General features: G+C 35.2%; 14 protein-coding genes. 5 read left to right on the top strand and 9 right to left on the bottom strand.

Going from position 1 to position 15705, the window contains the following annotated elements; translation table 11 throughout:
* Positions 1 to 71: 71 nt before the first annotated feature.
* On the bottom strand, positions 72 to 479 hold the full coding sequence (locus H5968_RS22525; protein ID WP_096565023.1) for a universal stress protein: 408 nt from the start codon (positions 477 to 479) through the stop codon (positions 72 to 74).
* 89 nt (positions 480 to 568) lie between these two features.
* Here H5968_RS22525 and pgk point away from each other — a divergent pair, with 89 nt between their 5' ends.
* A complete protein-coding gene (gene pgk / locus H5968_RS22520) occupies positions 569 to 1771 on the top strand; it encodes a phosphoglycerate kinase (RefSeq protein ID WP_187041740.1) in 1203 nt (400 codons plus the stop codon).
* A 106-nt stretch (positions 1772 to 1877) separates the two neighbouring features.
* Positions 1878 to 3575 carry a reverse transcriptase domain-containing protein gene (locus tag H5968_RS22515; RefSeq protein ID WP_096565019.1) on the top strand — a complete coding sequence of 566 codons (1698 nt, stop codon included), beginning with the start codon at positions 1878 to 1880 and terminating at the stop codon, positions 3573 to 3575.
* Here H5968_RS22515 and H5968_RS22510 read toward each other — a convergent pair.
* The 4 genes from H5968_RS22510 to H5968_RS22495 form a co-directional block, all read right to left on the bottom strand.
* Positions 3572 to 5224 carry a nuclease-related domain-containing DEAD/DEAH box helicase gene (locus tag H5968_RS22510; protein WP_096565017.1) on the bottom strand — a complete coding sequence of 551 codons (1653 nt, stop codon included), beginning with the start codon at positions 5222 to 5224 and terminating at the stop codon, positions 3572 to 3574. The genes H5968_RS22515 and H5968_RS22510 overlap by 4 nt on opposite strands.
* Positions 5225 to 5476: 252 nt before the next feature.
* On the bottom strand, positions 5477 to 5779 hold the full coding sequence (locus H5968_RS22505; protein WP_187041739.1) for a DUF433 domain-containing protein: 303 nt from the start codon (positions 5777 to 5779) through the stop codon (positions 5477 to 5479).
* 66 nt (positions 5780 to 5845) lie between these two features.
* Positions 5846 to 6163, bottom strand: coding sequence for a hypothetical protein (locus tag H5968_RS22500; RefSeq protein WP_187041738.1), 318 nt, complete (start codon positions 6161 to 6163; stop codon positions 5846 to 5848).
* 327 nt (positions 6164 to 6490) lie between these two features.
* Entirely contained in the window at positions 6491 to 8188 is a 1698-nt protein-coding gene (locus tag H5968_RS22495) for an NYN domain-containing protein (protein ID WP_187041737.1), read from the bottom strand.
* A 385-nt stretch (positions 8189 to 8573) separates the two neighbouring features.
* Between H5968_RS22495 and H5968_RS22490 the strand changes: the two genes are divergently transcribed.
* Together H5968_RS22490 and H5968_RS22485 are read left to right on the top strand one after the other, a co-directional pair.
* Positions 8574 to 9605, top strand: coding sequence for a VOC family protein (locus tag H5968_RS22490; protein ID WP_187041736.1), 1032 nt, complete (start codon positions 8574 to 8576; stop codon positions 9603 to 9605).
* A 181-nt stretch (positions 9606 to 9786) separates the two neighbouring features.
* Positions 9787 to 10602, top strand: coding sequence for a DUF1838 domain-containing protein (locus H5968_RS22485; RefSeq protein WP_187041735.1), 816 nt, complete (start codon positions 9787 to 9789; stop codon positions 10600 to 10602).
* A gap of 288 nt (positions 10603 to 10890) precedes the next feature.
* Here the strand turns inward: H5968_RS22485 and H5968_RS22480 are convergent, their stop codons facing one another.
* From H5968_RS22480 to H5968_RS22465, 4 genes are all read right to left on the bottom strand, one after another.
* On the bottom strand, positions 10891 to 11226 hold the full coding sequence (locus H5968_RS22480; protein WP_187041734.1) for a XisI protein: 336 nt from the start codon (positions 11224 to 11226) through the stop codon (positions 10891 to 10893).
* Positions 11214 to 11630 (bottom strand): XisH family protein, encoded by a 417-nt coding sequence (locus H5968_RS22475; RefSeq protein WP_137666372.1) that lies wholly within the window; start codon positions 11628 to 11630, stop codon positions 11214 to 11216. The genes H5968_RS22480 and H5968_RS22475 overlap by 13 nt, the downstream gene beginning before the upstream one ends.
* Positions 11631 to 11962: 332 nt before the next feature.
* Positions 11963 to 12331: a pentapeptide repeat-containing protein gene (locus H5968_RS22470; protein WP_096565005.1), complete on the bottom strand. Its 369-nt coding sequence runs from the start codon at positions 12329 to 12331 to the stop codon at positions 11963 to 11965.
* A gap of 702 nt (positions 12332 to 13033) precedes the next feature.
* Positions 13034 to 14596 (bottom strand): hydantoinase B/oxoprolinase family protein, encoded by a 1563-nt coding sequence (locus H5968_RS22465; RefSeq protein WP_096565003.1) that lies wholly within the window; start codon positions 14594 to 14596, stop codon positions 13034 to 13036.
* 203 nt (positions 14597 to 14799) lie between these two features.
* On the opposite strand from H5968_RS22465, the gene H5968_RS22460 reads away from it, so the two are divergent.
* Positions 14800 to 15675, top strand: a complete 876-nt coding sequence (locus H5968_RS22460; protein ID WP_187041733.1) for a M48 family metallopeptidase — start codon at positions 14800 to 14802, stop codon at positions 15673 to 15675.
* The last annotated feature ends 30 nt before the right edge of the window (positions 15676 to 15705 follow it).

Here is a 15705-nt window from a genome sequence, read left to right as displayed (position 1 = left end):
ACTGGGGACTGGTGACTGGGGACTGGGAATAATATTACCCATTACCCATTACCCATTACCTGTTCCCTGATCTAAGGCACAATCAAAACAGGACAAGGTGAAAGATTGATCACCCTGGTTGTGACACTATCATTTGCGCCTTCATCAGTTAAACCCAGTCCGCGAAAACCCATAATAATTAAATCTGCTCCTATCTCGTCAGCAACATCACAGATAGTAAAAGCGGGTTTACCCTGTCTTTCTAATACTTCAGCCGTAATACCTTGCTGAGAAAATAAGGTTTGGGCATTTTCTAGGAGTTTAGCAACTACCTCTGGAGAACCCATGATATTGCCAGCATCTCCATTTGGGGAGGGTTCTTCCACTACTGACAGCAATACCAAACGACTGTTGTATTTCTGCACGATGTTGGTAACTACGTCAGCGGCTTCTCGCGCTTCACGACTTTGGTCAATGGGAAATAGAACTGTTTTAAACATAAATTAATCTTCACACCCCTTACTCCGGTAAAATCTGGATGGTGATACTTTCCAAACAATAACAAAAAGATAATCAGGAGAATTTGGCTGTGTCGAAAAAAAGTTTAGCAAGTTTATCTGCTGCTGATATTTCTGGAAAACGTGCTTTGGTACGGGTTGATTTTAACGTGCCTGTTGATGATCAAGGCAACATTACCGATGATACTCGGATTCGGGCAGCGCTACCAACTATCCAAGATTTGACCCAAAAGGGTGCTAAGGTCATTTTAACAAGCCATTTCGGTCGTCCCAAGGGTGTAGATGATAAATTGCGTTTAACTCCCGTCGCTAAACGTCTTTCTGAGTTGTTGGGACAAGAAGTGGTCAAAACTGATGACTGCATCGGTGATGATGTAGCTGCTAAGGTTGCAGCTTTGGAAAATGGCCAAGTGCTGTTATTAGAAAACGTCCGCTTTTACAAGGAAGAAGAAAAGAACGACCCCGAATTTGCTCAAAAATTGGCAGCAAACGCTGATTTTTATGTAAATGATGCTTTTGGTACTGCACACCGCGCCCATGCTTCTACTGAAGGTGTAACTAAGTATTTAAGCCCTTCCGTAGCTGGTTATTTGGTGGAGAAGGAGTTGCAATATTTACAAAGTGCAATTGAAGTTCCTCAACGTCCTTTGGCTGCTATTATCGGTGGTTCTAAGGTTTCCAGCAAAATTGGTGTGATTGAAACTTTGTTGGAAAAGTGCGATAAGTTGATCATCGGTGGGGGAATGATCTTTACATTCTACAAAGCCCGTGGTTTAAGTGTTGGTAAGTCCTTGGTGGAAGAAGATAAGTTAGAGTTGGCGAAGTCTTTGGAAGCGAAAGCTAAAGAACGTGGTGTAGCTTTGCTATTACCCACCGATGTGGTGTTAGCAGATAACTTTGCTGCTGATGCTAACTCTCAAACCGTCAGCATTGAAGCAATCCCTGATGGTTGGATGGGTTTAGATATTGGTCCTGATTCTGTGAAGGTTTTCCAAGAGGCTTTAGCGGATTGTAAGACTGTGATTTGGAATGGTCCAATGGGTGTGTTTGAGTTTGATAAATTTGCTGTGGGTACTGAGGCGATCGCTCATACTTTAGCAGAAATCGGCAAAACCGGCACAACTACCATTATCGGTGGTGGTGACTCTGTAGCGGCTGTGGAAAAGGTTGGTTTGGCTGATCAAATGAGCCACATTTCTACCGGTGGTGGTGCTAGTTTGGAGTTGTTGGAAGGTAAGGTTTTACCTGGTATTGCAGCTTTGGATGAAGCGTAATTAAATAGGGGTGAAGGATGAAGTTTTTAGGCTTTGTCCTTCATTTACGAAAAATAGAAAAAAATTATAATTTGTATAGGTTGAAAAATTAATTTGATGTTTAATTATGATTAAATTTAATTTAGAAGATTATCTGACTGATTTAAAATTAATAAGAAACTCTATTTATTATTCTATTTATAGCAGATTAAATGATGATCATGTTTGTAACTTTTTTGAATTACATATTAACTGCAAAAATGATACTAAAATTAATCAATTAGTTGAATATATCCATAATATTTACTCACTATCACAACCTTATATACAAGATAGATCATTTGCTTATTCTTATCCCAAGAATGACTTTTTCTTGAGAAGATGTATATATATTCCATTTAAAGAATTAGCAGTTAGATATCATCTTGTAAATACCCTTGCACTAGCAGTTGAAAACTCCTTTATTAAAACAAGTTTTGCTAATAGAACCCAACGGTCTAAAAGTGGATTTATATATTTATTTCGGGAATATTATCCTCAACACAAACAATTTATAGAATGGGCTGAGGATTTAATTATAAAATATAATAAAGAGGAAAAAGATTCTTATGTTTTAAAAGCTGATATAACATCATTTTACGATGCAATATCTCATGATTACTTAGTTAATTCAATTTTTAATTTAGTAGGTAATATACTACCCCAAAAATATGAACCTTTGTTGCGTCAAATTTTACGACCAGAAGTTGAGTTCTATTCTGTAGTGGATAGTTCACTAAAATCAGAGAAAAAACAACAAGGTTTATTAATTGGTAATAGCACAGAAGGATATCTCGCCAATATATTACTTAGTCAATTAGATGAATTAATGATTTCTCATAACTTTAATTATGCCAGATATGTTGATGATATTAAAATAGTTACAAATACAAAACAAGAGGCAATTAGAGCCGTTAATATTCTTCAGGAAGAATTGCATAGAATAGGCTTAAATTTAAACTCTACTAAAACAGAAATTATTCAAAATCCTAAATCTGTAGAAGAGCTATTTAGAAAAGATCATGAAATTTCGTTACCTGATCACTTAAATGAAGAGATATTAAGTGTGAAAAATGATTTAAATAATATCAATTTTGAGCAAAGATCGGAAGATTTTAAAAAAATTAATTTAAATTCTACTTTAAATCAAGAAGATAGTTATACAGTAACATCCTACTTATTCGATTTAAGTAATTTTGACGAATATGATGAAGATTTAGTTATAAATTTAATATCAAAAATTCCAGAAATAATTCAAGAATATCCTAAAACAATTAGAAAAAATACTTGGAGTATTGTAAAAATTATAAATTTTGGATATACCAGTGATGTTATTATTGCAGGTTATAAAGCAATGAATGAGGTTTTTAAAAACCCAAATATTATACATTATGCTAGGACAAGATTAATTCATAATTTAGTTAAACCTAGAAAAAAAGATCCTCCTTATATACTAATGATGGTGAAGAATAATCAAAAACTTTGTGAAAAATTGATTATTATATTTCAAAGTTTCCTATCTACTAAATCAATAGACTTGAATCTTAACGCTTTATATGCGATATGGATATTATCTCACAGAGATAATGGTAAGTATTTTGATGAGGATTTATTTAGAAATAACATCAATAATTATATATCTAGACCCATTTCGCATAATATTTCAAGAATTTTATCATCAATACTTGAACAAAAAAATAGCTTCAACTTTTTTGATTATTTTGATTTTACAGAATTGTCTAATAGTCAAGATAAAATAGGGGTAGATATTTTAGATTATAACTAAAATATATCAGCAATATTTTCGATATTTGAATCTACATCTTTTCTTAGTAAGAGATATAATATACTACAAGCCCTTGATCTACCGATATATCTTAATCTCCTTACAACAATAGTTTCAGAAGTTGCAGGTTCTAATTCAACTAATACAATTATATGATTTTCAAGCCCTTGAAAATCATGCCGAGTTGACCAGGTAATTAATTTGGCTTTATTAGTATTATCATTACTGGATAAATCAAATTTTTTCAAAACAAGCTGTTCTTTCTGTAGTAATAAATTAGTTGCTTCTAAAATCTCATCATTTGGTATATTAGAAAATAGTATTGTTATGTTCTTAGGTATAACTTTATCTACAGTTATCATCCTCAAAATTAATTGTACAACAATATTAATCATTTCTTCATCATTAGTATAATATTCTGTAATAACTTCCTTGAAATGTCTTCGTGGTCTTTGAATTTTCTTATAACTTGGACTGATGTATTCTTTGTAAGAATCAAAAATCTCAGCTGTATTTCTTATGATTTGTTGTAAAGTGTACTGAAATGGTCTAAATATTTGTTGTATCTCATTTTCCTTAGTTTTTTGAGAATCATCTTTAAACATTAGTATGGAAATGATTGATATATCTTGTGTATATTCAGCTATTTCTCTTAAAAATTTTACTTCCAATTGTTGTGCTTCATCAATAATAATTCTAATTTCTGCATATTCCTCATTAATTTTACCATCTAAAATATTTGGAAATAAATTCATTTCCTGAATAGTTAAGATTTGTAAATATTTATTACTTGTATTTATATTTATATGCAGAGAAATCTCATAACTAATATAATTTTTTAATTCTTGGGAACTTGTAATAAATAGAACAAATGTATCTGCTTTGATATCCGATATTGCTTGAGATATTGCAAGTTGTGTTTTTCCAGTTCCAGCAGGTCCTTCAATCAGAATAGGTTGATTAGCTTTATAATAAAAACCATCTAAAATTTTTTGCTGTTCCTTAGTAAGACGAATAATTTTTTCTTGCTCATCTTCTAATTCTGCACTAAGAGATTTTTTGAACTCAATTTGAGGACTAATTAAATCTTTGATTGATTCTACTACTCTCTTTCCAAGAGGTTTATGAGAAGGAAGGCTATGATATTTATATATTTCATTAATTTTCATACTTAAATTATTTAGATCATATCTAAATAATGTCACTTCTTTCTCCATAAAGGGAGCTAAGTTACCTTCTAATATATCAATATGAGGAAAACAAATTGCATATCCACAATTAAACCATTTATTTTTTAAGCTAGGTATTTTTTCTTTTAAAAATAAAGGTAACTTTTTAGAATTAGCTAATTGTTTTGTATATGGATTCTTATAAGAAATATCATCACCAGATTTCCATTTATCATTTTCGCCATCATAGGAAAATCTAGTTCCTCCCTTAACTTCAAGAATTAAAAGACCCTTCTGGGGATGAACTAATAAAAAATCTGTTTCGGTCTCTGTTCTACATTTATATTTGTTTTTGAAAACCCAATATCTATCTTGGAAAATATAAAAGTTATCGTCAAGTTGAGAAAGTAGACCATATACTATCTTTTCTCCATATAAATCAGGATTACATGGACCGTCTGGAGGAAACATTTTAGCCATTTTTAATACTTAGTCCTGTTGTTAGTTTGCTTGGATTTATATTTAATGTTATGTTAAAAATATATTGTTTAAAATTATAAGTACATTTTTAAGCTATAAAACCTATGGAAAGCTGAATAAATTAATTTTATTACGGTATAATACCAATATTTCCTGAAAACCAGTATATTGTGTTACAAAAATTAATCTAATCGTTATCATCTTACCAGGAATTGCTAAGATTGACTCAGTTACAATCGTTTCATCATGACTTTAAGCCTTGATTGCTCTCAAAAGCTGTATCATTGGAGAGGGATTAGCAGCAGCTTCTTGATAACGCTGTTCCCTCCACCTAGCCAACCGCAACATATAAGCATCTATTTCCGCACGATTATGGAGATAGTATGTAATAGTAGCATGAATTTTTTCTAAATTCAGTGACGGCAACTCTTCCAGAATTTGTTCAGGTGTAAACCCTTGCAAGTAATAATCAATCACATGATCAATACCGATTCTATGTCCCTTAATACGGATATCATCTGGGTCTAAAAATTCAAAATAATCTTCTAGTTGCATAATTTCACCTTTATACTTGAGATTAGTTTAGTGGACATTTGATTTTCAAAATCAAGAATATCAGTTTTATTCGTCATTTTCACCTATTTCTCCATGTAATTCACGGCGATTTTTAGCCATTTCTTCAACAAAATCATCAAAGAAAGGATCGTCTTTAAAAATACCATCAGATTGAACTAATGGATGAAAATCTTCTAAAATTTCTTCACCGACACTTATAGCAGCATCAGTTGTCAATGATGCGACAATATTTTTCTCCATGTTGTTTTTAGCAACATTAATCTGATTAATTTTTTGATCAACAATTCTATCAATCAATGATTCTAAATCTTGTAAAGTCATTTCGGTAATAGATTGATTGTTTAGCATTTTTTCAATCTCCATAAATAGTATTTGTGAAAAAAGCAACTAAACTTGGCTTTATTTTAGCATACATCCTTACAAAAGCCTAAACCCTCTAGAACACCGATTCATTAATCGTAAGGGCGAAGCATTCGGGTGATAACCTATCACTGAAACCATTGATATTCTGTCCGAATGCTTCCCCCCTACAAGGTAAAAACAGATTACCTAGCATTACTGAATCGACGTTCTAGTAGTATTCAAAAACTTATTAGATATCTCCGAAAATTAAATATGCGTAATTTGAAAACCTTGGTAGAGACAATTCATGAATTGTCCCTACATCTTTTTCGGAGAGGTCTAATATACTTATCCTGATGTCATGGTGACAGATGGTACTATTTTAAATTTATTTCCTTTCTGCTGGATCTGGAAAGAACTACAAGACTGTAAAAATTTGATAAAACTACCATTAATCTGTAACTCTTTCATTTGCTTAGTGATGGGTTTACCATATTGTTGATGAAATTTAATGCCTAAAATCCCAATATCAACATAGTTGTTGTTTGCTGTTTTCGTTAACTCTGTGAGAATCATTTTTAGTGCTTTTTCTAAGTCAGCAGCAGAATTGATCTTAGTTGATGAAACAGATGATAACACAGATGCAGGGCTGGGAGAATCCAGTTTACTTATTTGCCATTTATTATCTTTGAGTTGAACTTGAAAATCACTACAAGATTGTAAAAACTTGGCAAATGTACCACCTATTTGTAACTCTTTCATTTGTTCAGTAATCGGTTTACCATATTTTTGCTTAAATTTACTGGCTAAAATACTAATATCACAACTTTCATTTTTAGATTCTTTGCTTAACTCTGACAAAATATTTTTTATGGCCTTTTCTAAATCTAATTTGGTGGTTAAACTATTCACTAATGAGTTATTTTTAACCTGAGAGTTTTTATTATTTTCTGCTGGATTAATATCTTCTTTTTGGGAAAAATGTTGTTGTTCAAAAAGCGTGATGTATAATTCTCCTACATCATCAACTTGATGAATTACAAAATCTGCTGGATAGCTAATAAAAATATCTCTCGCTCGTTTACCTGGTAAATATTTAGCAATGACATTACTAATATTTACTTGATATTTCGTTTTATATAATTTAGAAATTTGAGAGAGTTTAATCCAATAATTAGCTGTTTGCTTTTGTTCTTCTTTAATTAAATGTTTAACTTGCAGAACAAATTGATCAATAGATGGTATTTCTGGTAAGGGTTTAATGCTATTGATAATAGTTTCACCTGTGGCATTATTGAAGATATTGATATTTTCCCCGTGCTGACTGACTTGATATACTGTTAACCCATGTTGCTGTAAATGGTTGCATAAATTAGTCATTACCTTATCAGATGAACAAACAAAAACTTCTTTAGCTTTGGGATAAAGTTCATGAATAGAAGAACCAAAAGCAATCATTTTTCCATCTGCATTATCCCTACCAGCAGGAACATGAATCAAATCATAGCCACGTTCATGTAATTCTACATCTAGTTTACCCCGATTACTCCAATTAGCAAAGGCAATTTTCACTTGAATAGGACATTGACAAATAGTTCCTAAAAATTTTTCTGTATTGATATTAAGTTGTAAATTTTCCGCATCTAAAAGTAAAACCCCTATTCCTACTGGTACTAAAGCAGGAAACAATGTAGAATTTAAACAGCTATTTAAATCAGATATAACAGGATTGTGATTTCTAATTTCAGCAATTAATTCTGATATGATTGGTACATTTAAAGCTGCGGGAACTAGGAAAGCTTTTAAATATAGTTGTAGCTTATTTATTAGTTCTTTCCTACTGCGAGTTTGACTGAGTAATTCTGTAAATTTAGCACTCAAAGCAGATTGATTAGCTGTTTTTTGCCATTGGACTTTTCTGTACTTTTCCATTAATAATTCTGGCTGCTGTTGTTGAATAGTAATTATGGTTTGGCAGACCTGAGAGACTATTTGATTTAATAAAGCAGAATCAGAGGTAGTAAGCGATCGCTCATGATTTGACATAACTTATACAATATAGTAAAGCATCCTTGAGGAAAATGCGTAATTCTTCAAAAATCTATCAAAAATCTATCAAAAATCTATCAAAAATCTAATTTATACCTAATGTATATTTAGGTTATACCTAATTTATACCTAATTTATATCTAATTTATATCAAGTTTACAGTTTTAGATGTGGGAACATCTCTCAAATAGTATAAAAGTGTGAGTCTACTTTTGGGGAAATTTCCGCACTTGATATTCTCTCACTGCTGACACTTCATAGGAAAAGACCAAAAATTGGTGAACTTTTTAAGCGATCGCACCTAGTTCGCTTTCCGGGCTGGCTTTCCACTGTTCCCGACTTTGCCTATGCACTAACAGTTTACACTTAAATTGATTGAACCATGACTCAAGCAAAAACCACGACAATTGAAGGTATCTATGAAGTTTGTATTGGCGTTCCAGAGCCGATTTTAGCAATTCAATATTGGCAACAATTTGGTTATCGCATTGGATCAGTGGGAGAATTAAACGCAGAAACAGCGTATCAATTATATGGGGTAAACTCCTCTTTAAAAGCAATTCGTCTTAATCACCAAGATGCAGATCATGGTTTAATCAGATTGATGATTTGGGAAAATCCCACAAATCAAGGTTTGGGTATTAGTTCCATGAAAATCAAGGGTAATCGCTGGACTACGACTTTAACCGCTGATTTATTAGGGATTTTAAATCATGGGGAAAATGCAAGAGCCGCAGGTCATACAATTAGATATACTTACCCTTACTGGGAAGTCATTTATCAAAAAGAATACAAAAACCGTCCCTTTGTTGATCCAGCCGTAGGAGTCAGAGAAATGCTACTGCTGCAACCTTTGACGCGACAGGTGTTATTTCAACGCTTTGGTTATGTCATGCCCTACTATGGCAAAATAAATCACAATGCACCTTTTAGCACCAGTCAATTTACCCATTTGGGGTTAGTAGTTCAAGACGACAGTAAAGAAACCCTGCGGTTTTATGAAGAAGTTTTGGGTTTGTTGCGTGTGCGAGATAATATAGAAACCAGCTATGAATCTTCTTTTGCAGGACGAGATTTTTTTGACCTCCATCCAGGGGAAAAGTTTATAGTTACTGCTTTTGATGATCCCCGTTCTTCTCAAACTAACTTAATGGAAGCTCGCAGTGGTAGACTTTATATTGTACGCTTTCCAGAAAATATACCCTTAGAATCACATTTTACATTTGCTCAACCAGGAAGTTTAGGAATGTGTCTTTACACTTATCGGGTGCAAGGAATACACAATTATTTTGATAAAATTCGGGCAAGTAATGTACAGAAATTTACTAATATTGTAAATAATGAATTTGGAGAAATGAGTTTTTCTTTTGTTGCCCCAGATGGTTATTTCTGGACTTTAGTAGCAAAAAGTTAGGTCAGGAGTCAGGAGTCAGGAGTTATGTATTTTGAATTTTGAATTTTGGATTGTTTTTGTCAACTCCAATCTAAAATCTAAAATATAAAATCTAAAATTTTCTTCCCCAGTCACCAGTCACCAGTCCCCAATCACCAGTCCCCAGTCCCTACTATAATCATAAGGAGAAAATATACAGAATATGGTAGCCCACATCCAAGAAGTTGATGCCCAACAATGGGTGAAAACTCGTTCTTCCTTAGATGCTAATGAATCTACTTTTTTAGTTTGGACAGGTAAAATTTATAGTTTTGTCCCTGGGGAAAAGCGACAACTTTTATTTAAAATTATCGGTATGAGTGTAAGTCGGTGTATTCCCACTGCGGAAGGTCGTTGGGATTTTACTTCTAGGGAACTGACTTATTACCTCAACCCAGAAACAGATGAAATTTTACGAAAATGGGAAAATCCCTGGACTGGGGAAACTGTGACGGTGATGCACGTGGCTAATAATCCCGTACAAGGTAAGTTTAAAGGTAAACTGCCTGTACAGGTGGAAGGTGAAAATACTACCTTTGTTTTTGATCTGTTTCCCCATTATCCCAACCCTTTGGCAGAAGATCCCCAGTTTGCCCCATATTGCCCATCTCCAACTTATCAAGCGGCTGAGTTATTTAAAATTACTGTCAAGAGTGCAGATTTGCTCAACTCAGAACTTAATTCCGTTACAGAATTAAAATTAAGTTGGGATAGAATTGGTCAATGGTTGCCTTGGATGAAGATGGGTGAACAACCAGGACAACTTATATATAGTGCTACCGGTGGCAAGGTGGGCGGTTTTACAGAGTTACCCCCACTGTTACAAGCGGAAATTAATAACCGTGTGCCTTTGTATAAGCAAGCGCCGAATGCTTTTATAGAAGGGGAAGATATGACTTCTTGGTTATATTTTCAGAAGCATTTTTCTGATTATTTGGCTGGGGAAGTTTTTCCTTTACCAGCAGCGGAGGAAGGTTAGTTTGTAGTCCGAAATGCGCGGATGGGTGGGTGTAAATTTTGAGGTGTTGAAAAAAATGCCTGGATCTCTCTCTCTGCAAGGATTGGGAGTTATTTGTGTAGAACAACCACCCGCGCACCTTACCCTGTCTTGGTTTCAACGTTTTTCCGAACCTTGAAAACTATATATATCTAGGGGTTGCTGAGAAAGTCTTTCCGTGAGGGCATAGGAGTCAGGAGTCAGGAGTCAGGAATCAGGAGGAGATTTGAAAATTTCTTTGAAACTGCTGTAATTGTGATGAAGATACAATCAAGCAACTCCATAGCCTGTATATTCCCGCATTTCAGGAGCTTGAAAACCTAAAATAATATCTTCCTTTGCAACCCCTCGCGCTACAAGTTCTTCAGCCACCATCATTTCCGTCATATTTTGCTCAATCCAGATTTTTCCCTCTTTAATATCCAAATGTAAAACACAACCATAGACACGCCGATGGCCATCCCATCCAACATTCATGACTTGGTAATGATCTTGTTTAGTATCAAAAACAGTGTAACAATCAATCTTACCATTGGCTATTGGGATGGCAGCATAAGCAGTCAACAACGACTGAATGATATTGCGATAAGATACTATGGTATCCATTGTAAAATTACCTCTTCAATTGGGTCATAAATAATTTGTTTAATCTGATATCTCTCTATTGAAATTTGGGCAAATTCCCGCTTAAAAAAAGATTCATAAACACCTATTGGTACTGCCAAATAGAGAATACGAGTTGGATCACTGATTTCTAAAGCAAGTCGATAATTCAAAAATTGTCCTAATGCGGCATGATAATCGGTTAGTGGCGAATCACTCAGGAAAGTTTTAATCTCAACTGCAATTTTTTCTTTGCCCCGCTCTGCGGCCAAAAGTTGCTCTGCACCTAAATCAATTTCAAATTTGGTTCCGCCAACTTCCAGTCGTAGGGGATCATCAGTTATCTTCCACTCCTCCTTTTCTAAAGCTCTTCTCACCACAGTATGAAACTTATCTTTAGCTGCCATTGTTGTCTTTCTAATGTTTAGCCCAGAATCTCTACCCTTTTAGGGTGGGTAGTATTTCAATTACAATCTTAGAACAAATTATTGCAACATTAAATAATGCTTATTAGGGATTGAAACTAGCAAAAGTGGATTGCTCAATTGCTGAATTTTGGGTTAAAATTTTATATCAGTGGATAGGTTGGTTAGGACATTAACTAATTAATCATAAAACTGACACTAAAAGAAGGTTTTACCCCAATAATAAAAATAAAGTTGTGTGCGATCGCCCTCCTATCATCCAAGAGAATGCGATCGCCCAATTTATCCCCATCACCAACAATAAAACCAAAGTTTCACAACTTCCGCATACCGTGACTAACGGGATCAAAACCCTTAGAAAAGCGCGTGCTGTCATCATAACAAGCGCCCTTCAAATTCGCACCATATAACTTAGTATAGTGCAGCCTCGCACCCCGAAGATTAGCTTCAGAGAGATTAACACCACACAAATTAGCCCTAGTCAAATTAGCATCAGCTAAATTTGCCCTACTCAAATTTGCACCCCAAAGTTTAGCTTTAGCGAGATTAGCATCACTTAAATCTGCTCCCCACAAATTGATTCCCGGTAAATAAGCATCAATCAACTTGATTCCAACCAAGTGAGCAGATAGAAAATATCTCTCTCCAGCGGCATAGCGCCGTTTAATATCCTCCGCATCCATCTATATTTCACTGCCTTTAGCAACGACACAGTGATTTCTGTTCCTACCTATCATTTGCTGAATAAACCTAAAACCTTGATATATCAAAGGTTAGAGGCTGATAAACACAGAAATTAGTGCAAGGGTTTTGAAGGGTATACCGGAAAAAGTGTGCATTTTTTGGGATTTCAAGAGATGGCAAAGAAATTTTCAAATCTCCTCCTGACTCCTGACTCCTGACTCCTGACTCCTATGCCCTCACGGAAAGACTTTCTCAGCAACCCCTACCTATCATTTAACCACAAAAACCGCTAATCCGCTATTGATAGAGAGAGGAAAACACTAACTTTTTTCTCCTTGCACCCTGCCCTGTATTTTCCCATCTTTTCCAGTACCATTACAAACGAACAAATTGATACCAGAAAAATCACCATTTTTTTTATACACGAAAAAGCGCCTGAGTCCTTTTTGCTTACTCAGGCAGCCCCCGTATAACGTTGTACCATTTCACAGTATGCAACTGATTAAATCTTCTACACTGCTATTAGGGAAAGCACTGTTAAGATAACCTGTAACAAACATGAGTGAAATGGTATCACTCCTTGCATCAGATAAGAATATCTCTTTTGACACCAAATAGCCAGTGTAGAGAGTGACAGTTTATGAACTGACACTGGTGGAAAACATAACCCGCGTAGGCAGGTTTTGCCTGTGTAGCTTCATTTAACCACAACCTCCTCCTCCTGGAGTTTCGATCACAAAAATATCCCCTGGTTGCATCTCTACGGTAGCGGTACTACCTAAAATTTCCTCAGTGCCATTTTGTCTTTGTACCCAGTTGCGTCCTATTTTTCCCGCTTCAGCACCATTTAAACCGAAGGGAGGAACCAGACGATGGCCAGAGAGAATATTAGCAGTCATCGGTTCTAAAAATTTAATACGACGGATCACCCCATCACCCCCGCAATATTTTCCTTTCCCTCCACTATGGGAACGCAAACCAAAACTTTCCACTTGCACAGGATAACGAGTTTCTAAAACTTCAGGATCAGTTAAGCGGGAGTTAGTCATGTGAGTATGAACCCCATCAGTACCATCAAAATTTATTCCTGCACCAGAACCACCGCAAATAGTTTCATAATATTGATATTTCTGATTACCAAAAGTAAAATTATTCATTGTTCCTTGGGAAGCTGCCATCACACCCAAAGCACCATATAAAGCATCAACAATTGTTTGGGAAGTTTCTACATTTCCTGCTACTACTGCTGCGGGATAAGTTGGGTTTAACATACAACCTTGAGGGATGATAATTTCTAAAGGTTTGAGACAACCAGCGTTGAGGGGAATATTATCATCAACCAAAGTTCTAAAGACATATAAAACCGCCGCTTGAGTTACAGCTTTGGGGGCATTGAAATTACTATTTAATTGTGCAGATGTTCCAGTAAAATCAATCTTGGCACTGCGGGTTTCTCTGTTGATTTTTACATTAACTTCAATTTTTGCACCGCTATCCATTTCATAAATAAATGATCCATCTTTTAAAACATCAATTGCTCTTCTCACAGATTCTTCTGCATTGTCTTGAACAAACTGCATATAAAGTTTAACAGTTTCTAGTCCATATTGCTCAACCATTTTTAGCAGTTCTTGTACTCCCCTTTCATTAGCAGCAATTTGAGCTTTAAAATCTGCTATATTTTGGTCAGGATTACGACTAGGATAGGGATGATTTAACAAATAATTTCTGATTGCTGTTTCTTGAAATTCTCCCTCTTGCACTAAGAGAAAATTATCAAAAATAATTCCTTCTTCTAAAATTGTGGTACTATGAGGAGGCATAGAACCGGGAGTAATACCACCAATATCCGCTTGATGTCCACGTGAAGCAACATAAAATATAGGACTGGGAATATTGTTTTTAGTTCCTATGTTAGTTCCTAAAAATACAGGAGTAATAGCTGTGACATCAGGTAAATGTGTTCCACCGTTATAAGGGTTATTGGATAAATAAACATTTCCTGGTTTGATTGTGTCCCCAACATCATTAATTAAACTGCGGACACTTTCACTCATTGAGCCTAAGTGTACAGGAATATGAGGAGCATTAGCAACTAATAAACCAGAACTATCAAAAATCGCACAGGAAAAATCTAGCCGTTCTTTAATATTAACTGATGCTGCTGTGTTTTGCAGCACAATTCCCATTTGTTCGGCGATAAATTGATAGAGATTTTTGAATATTTCTAAACGAACTGGATCAGGTTGAGTTGTGTTGTACATGATAATTTCTTCCTAATTAATTTTTGACATCTTTTTAGATACAGTCGTAGGGGCAAACCCTCCGTGGTTACCCGTACTCCCAGGAGTGAGTTTGAGGCGATCGCCTGTACCCACAAGTATTGGGTTTTATCACGGGTCTGAAATCGCTATCCTAATCGCTATACTATCTGTGGGAATAATATTTTTTATTGATTGCCATCATTATGTCTTTAGTTAAAACTGCTCTAATTGGTTTAAAAGCTGACTCATTCCGTCATCCTCTGGACTTGGAAGCTACAAAAACTCTCAAGCAAATTCCTGGTATAGATATGATGGTCAGAAATTGGCTAGGTCCAATGGCAGAACAGGTTTTTTATGTAGAAAATATTGCTGCTAGTGTCTTGGTAGGTGAAAAACAATTACCAAATTTACACAATTTATTATTAGACGCTTGCAATATTTTAGATATTGAACCACCTCAACTATACGTGCGTCAACATCCTGCCCCTAATGCTTATACTTTTGCAATGCGGGGTAAACAGCCGTTTGTGGTGTTGCATACTTCTTTAATTGATATGCTCACACCAGAAGAAATACAAGCGGTTATTGCCCATGAGTTAGGACATCTCAAATGCGATCATAGTGTTTATTTAACACCTGTGAACTTACTCATTTTAGCAGCTGCAATTTTACCTAATGTGGGTGCGGTTTTAGCTCAAACATTACAAGCACAGTTATTAGAATGGGTACGTTGTGCAGAGTTTACTTGCGATCGCGCTGCTTTGTTAGCTACCCAAAACCCCAAAGTTGTCATGTCTGTGTTAATGAAGTTAGCTGGTGGTTCTCCCACCTTAGCACCTCAATTAAATCTTGATGCTTTTGTTGCCCAATCTCGTGCTTATGATGACATCAGTAAAACGGAACTGGGTGTAATGGTGAAAGAAGCCCGCACTGCCCAGTTAAGCCACCCAGTACCCGTATTGCGAGCCAGGGAAATTGATCGATGGGCAAGTAGTACGGAATACCATATACTTATGCAAAATCACGGTTTTAAAGGAGAAACTGAAACCGCACCCAAGGGAGGATGGAGAAATTGGTAAATATTGGGGACTGGGGACTGGGGACTGGGG

Source organism: Sphaerospermopsis sp. LEGE 00249 (assembly GCF_014299995.1).
Lineage (GTDB): Bacteria > Cyanobacteriota > Cyanobacteriia > Cyanobacteriales > Nostocaceae > Sphaerospermopsis > Sphaerospermopsis kisseleviana.
Note: the sequence above shows the minus strand (reverse complement) of the source record. Positions and strands in the feature narration are given on the sequence as shown.